Source organism: Zeaxanthinibacter enoshimensis, assembly GCF_004362865.1.
Taxonomy (GTDB): Bacteria; Bacteroidota; Bacteroidia; order Flavobacteriales; family Flavobacteriaceae; genus Zeaxanthinibacter; species Zeaxanthinibacter enoshimensis.
Genome location: NZ_SNYI01000006.1, coordinates 1 through 4,129, shown reverse-complemented (window position 1 = coordinate 4,129; position 4,129 = coordinate 1). Strand labels below are relative to the sequence as shown.

Below are 4,129 nucleotides of genomic sequence, written 5' to 3'. Positions count from 1 at the left end.
TTTCCGTATTCCGAAAATTTCCTACATTTAAACCAAACTAAACCAGGCGTGACTGTGAAGTCGGCGTCGCGCTTTGCCAGCGCTAATTACTCCCGTCAAAAAATGCCGGGAGATCCACCGCTTGCGCAACGCCGAAAAACAGCGCCGAAATCATAGCCCTGAACGTTGTACACAATACCTGAAATGAAAATCGGATCTAAAATATTAATCCTATTTCTGACCTTGAATTTGCTTTCTTGCAAGGGTTTTGCACAGGAAATTGAAACCAAAAAACCGACACCTGAATTTGACTTTTCGGAAATGGAAAAAAGCAATTTTCCAGAACCGATTGGAATTATAAATGATTACGGACAAATCTTTACGGAATCACAACGGACTGAATTAACTAAAATTCTTTATAACTACGACATTGAAACTACGAGGCAAATTGTAGTGGTAACAATTGATAGCATTAAACCGTATAACAATATCCAAAAATACGCGACTGATTTGGGAAATAATTGGGGCGTTGGAACAGCGGAAAAAGATAACGGATTGACAATAGTTGTGTGCAATCATTGCCGACAAATTGGAATTGCGACTGGAAGCGGAACTGAAAAAATTTTGACAGACGAAATTTGCAAATATGTAATTGACCAAACCATAATTCCTGAATTTAAAAATGGAAACTTTTATGACGGAATTAAAAAAGGAGTTGCTGAATTAATAGAAAAATGGAAATAAAAGTACTGTGTACAACAATGTATAACCGCAATTTGCTGCGCTGTTCGCTTCGCTCGGAACGGCGAATAATTCGTTCCTATAAAAAGATATTGCCAGTTGAAAATCTTACTCTTTAAAAACCGCAACTGACGGTTATACGAGACCGTTAGCAAATATTAAAATTGGACTTAGAATTAATAGTAGGGATTATTATTCCTCTCCTGATTGCATTAAGTATAGTTCTTCTTTCAATAAATATCACCTGGAAAAATCCTGAATGGATTAATTTAATTCTTCTCCTAGTTATATCTATATTAAACGGTTTAAGTATTTACATATTGGTACTTATTTGGAAGGGAGCTTGGCCAACGTATTTGCCACACATTTTGATTCTTATTGGAATTCTATTGATACTAATTCAAAAAATTGCCAATAACGACTCAAAATAACATTTGCTAACATCGGCTATACGCCATAGCTTCCCTCCTGCACTCAAGAATATTTACTCTATATTTAATACCTATTTAAACTGGTTAGCGCTTTGCGAAAGCCAGTTGTTTGGAAAAACCATGGAATGGTGATCTTCGGAAGATAACTCCTTGGATGATCGCCTGGGAAGGCCAGGGGTTCTCTCCATACAACTGTCCAAAGTCGCTACGGCGCATAGCCCTGACCGTTGTGTGTAATTTAACCCAATTGAAAAACGCGTTTCAAATCATAGTTTTTTTCCTTCTAATTCTTTTGCCTGCCTGTGAGGGAAAAGAGAGTACTAAATCGCAAACGGAACCAACTGTAGTCGTAAAACTTTTGGACTCTTCAAGGGTTAATCAACCTTTAAAGGCGATAGCTATCTTATTAGACTCTGAATTCACCAATAAAAATTCTCAAATATTTGTGGCATTGGAAGAAAATGGGGAGGACACTTTAAAGAAAGACTTATCAAATGAGTATGAATTAGCTATGGAATTTTTTGCAAACTTGGAAATAGACTCATTTAATCAAAAATGGTTACAAAGTAAGGACAAAAGACATAGTGCCGTATTCGGAAAAACTTTCGCGAATCCAGGAAAAAATACAATCAGAGGTTACGTTTGGGACTTTTACGGATTTGAAGTAACGGATTCAATTATTCCTTCACAAAGCAGAAAATACTATTTCGAATTTGAAGTCCACACAATGGATAATAAATAAAAACTACACACAACACTGGCTATAATTCAGCGCTGCTTTCGGTATTCCGAAAATTTCCTACATTTAATCCAAACTAAACCAGGTGAGACTGTGAGGTCGGCGTCGCGCTTTGCCAGCGCTAATTACTCCCGGTAAAAAACACCGGGAGATCCACCGCTTGCGCAACGCCGTAAAACAGCGCCGAAATCATAGCCCTGACCGTTGTAGGTAATTTTATATGAAACAACTTAAAATCCTTTTCGTGTTATTACTTATGGGCACATTTTCAACTTATGCATGCAAATGCACTACGCCTGAAAGTATTAAGGATGCTTATCAAGGTTCCGAGATTATTATTAACGGAAGGGTTCTTAAAACTGAACATGTAAAATTTGAAAGTCTTTTTGCGGAGAGTGAAGTGGAGGATATTAAAAGAACCTATTCCGATGAGAATACTCAGGCGCAATTCCTTGATATGGATTTGATCAAGGTTGAATTCCGGGTTGAAAGATTGTACAAAGGAGACTTGGCTGAACAAATAATTACAATATATACAGCTAAGTCTCGAGCATCATGTGGGCTGCCAATTTTTAAGAAAGACCAAGAGTATATAGCCTATTTATCAGCTAATAACTACATGAGTTTTCTCTTTAACAAATCAAACGCTAGGAAGGTCCTTCCCAACTCCTATTGGACAAACCAATGTACCTTAACGCAAGAATTTGACTTAACTGTTGATCAAAAATTATGTGACTTGTCAGGCTAAAACTACCTACAACATCGGCTATGAGCCATAGCTTCCCTCCTGCACTCAAGAATATTTACTCTATATTTAATACCTAATTAAACTGGTCATCACTTTGCGAAAGCCAGTTGTTTGGGAAAGACCAGGGAATGCTGATCTTGGGAAGATAACTCCTTGCATGATCGCTTAGGCTAGCCAAGGGTCAGCTCCAAACAACTGTCTGAAATCGCTACGGCGCATAGCCCTGACCGTTGTAGTACATTAAAAATGAATGAATTAATTATTCCTCCTTTAGCCAAAGAAGATCCTCACTCTTTTGAACTGATTCGTGTATGGGCGGCCTTTGAAGAACAACATGTTACCATTAATTCAGAACTTCAGGGGGACGAATTAGACTTTGGTTATATGCTCGCCGATTTAGCAATTCATGGTGCAAACTTATATTCTGAAAAGCTTGGCAAGTCGTTTAATGAAATAAAAAGAAATATAGTAGAATCATTACTTCGCGAACTAGAAGCAGGAACAGATAAACGTACTGGGGGGATAATGGAATAACGTACTACAACAGCGGCTATACCCCATTGCTTCTCTCCTACTCTCAAGAAAATTTACTCTATATTTAAAGCAAAATAATCTGGTTAGCATTCGTGCATGAGCCAGTTGTTTGGAGAAGATAAAGGTATGGTGATGTCCGAAGAGAACTCACTGTATGAAGGCTTGGACTTAACGCCTGATCCACGTCCAAACAACTGTCTTGAATTCGCAACGGATGCATAGCCGTACACGTTGTGCTTAATTCTAATGATCGACTCAAAAACCGGAAATATAATAGTTAATAGTAATCTGAGTATTGGGCCAAATTCTGGTTTCCTTGAAATTAAAAACTTAGAATTAGGAGAATCCCAAGAAACCCTAGAAATGGGTAACGAGTGGCGATGGATTAACATCAAAAATATCAAAATTGAAAACGAGTATTTCTTATTTTCTCTTGGTTTCAAATATGAAAAACTTGATCAAATTTCCTTCATTGTAGATAGACATCCTTTTAATCTTAACTCAACCTGGGACTCATGGACTGAGGAGGAAGAGCTGAAAAAATTAAAGTATTTTAAAAAATGGATGAATCGAGAAATCGGTAAGCTAAGGGAATTTGAATGGGGCAATATTACTGCTGTATACGATCCCAAAGGCGGGGCTAGCTCGATGATGATAGAATATAAGAACTAAGCACAACAACGGCTATACTTCAGCGGCACATCCTGCTTTCCGAAAATTTACTACATTTATTCCAAACTAATCCTGGACCTGACTACTTTGGTCGGCGTCGCGCCTTTCCTACGTTAATTTCTCCTGGCAAAAAACACCAGGAGACCCAACGCTCGCGCAACGCCGTGAATACCGCCGAAAGCATAGCCTGGACCGTTGTAAAACATTTTAGTGAAGCATATCATAATATTCATAACATTCATAGTTTTTTTAACTTGCTGCAAGTCAAAGGAATTTAGAAAAACT

Annotated in this window: 5 protein-coding genes; all 5 read left to right on the top strand. The window is 37.9% G+C overall.

What is annotated here, in order from left to right; genetic code table 11:
• Positions 1 to 183: 183 nt before the first annotated feature.
• The gene (locus tag CLV82_RS14580) at positions 184 to 723 is read left to right on the top strand and encodes a TPM domain-containing protein (RefSeq protein WP_133645098.1); all 540 of its coding nucleotides are present in this window, start codon (positions 184 to 186) and stop codon (positions 721 to 723) included.
• Positions 724 to 1,260: 537 nt separating this feature from the next.
• Positions 1,261 to 1,893 carry a hypothetical protein gene (locus tag CLV82_RS14575; RefSeq protein ID WP_133645097.1) on the top strand — a complete coding sequence of 211 codons (633 nt, stop codon included), beginning with the start codon at positions 1,261 to 1,263 and terminating at the stop codon, positions 1,891 to 1,893.
• A 217-nt stretch (positions 1,894 to 2,110) separates the two neighbouring features.
• Positions 2,111 to 2,638 (top strand): hypothetical protein, encoded by a 528-nt coding sequence (locus tag CLV82_RS14570; protein WP_133645096.1) that lies wholly within the window; start codon positions 2,111 to 2,113, stop codon positions 2,636 to 2,638.
• A gap of 246 nt (positions 2,639 to 2,884) precedes the next feature.
• The gene (locus CLV82_RS14565; protein WP_133645095.1) at positions 2,885 to 3,172 is read left to right on the top strand and encodes a DUF5076 domain-containing protein; all 288 of its coding nucleotides are present in this window, start codon (positions 2,885 to 2,887) and stop codon (positions 3,170 to 3,172) included.
• 246 nt (positions 3,173 to 3,418) lie between these two features.
• A complete protein-coding gene (locus CLV82_RS14560; protein ID WP_133645094.1) occupies positions 3,419 to 3,844 on the top strand; it encodes a hypothetical protein in 426 nt (141 codons plus the stop codon).
• The last annotated feature ends 285 nt before the right edge of the window (positions 3,845 to 4,129 follow it).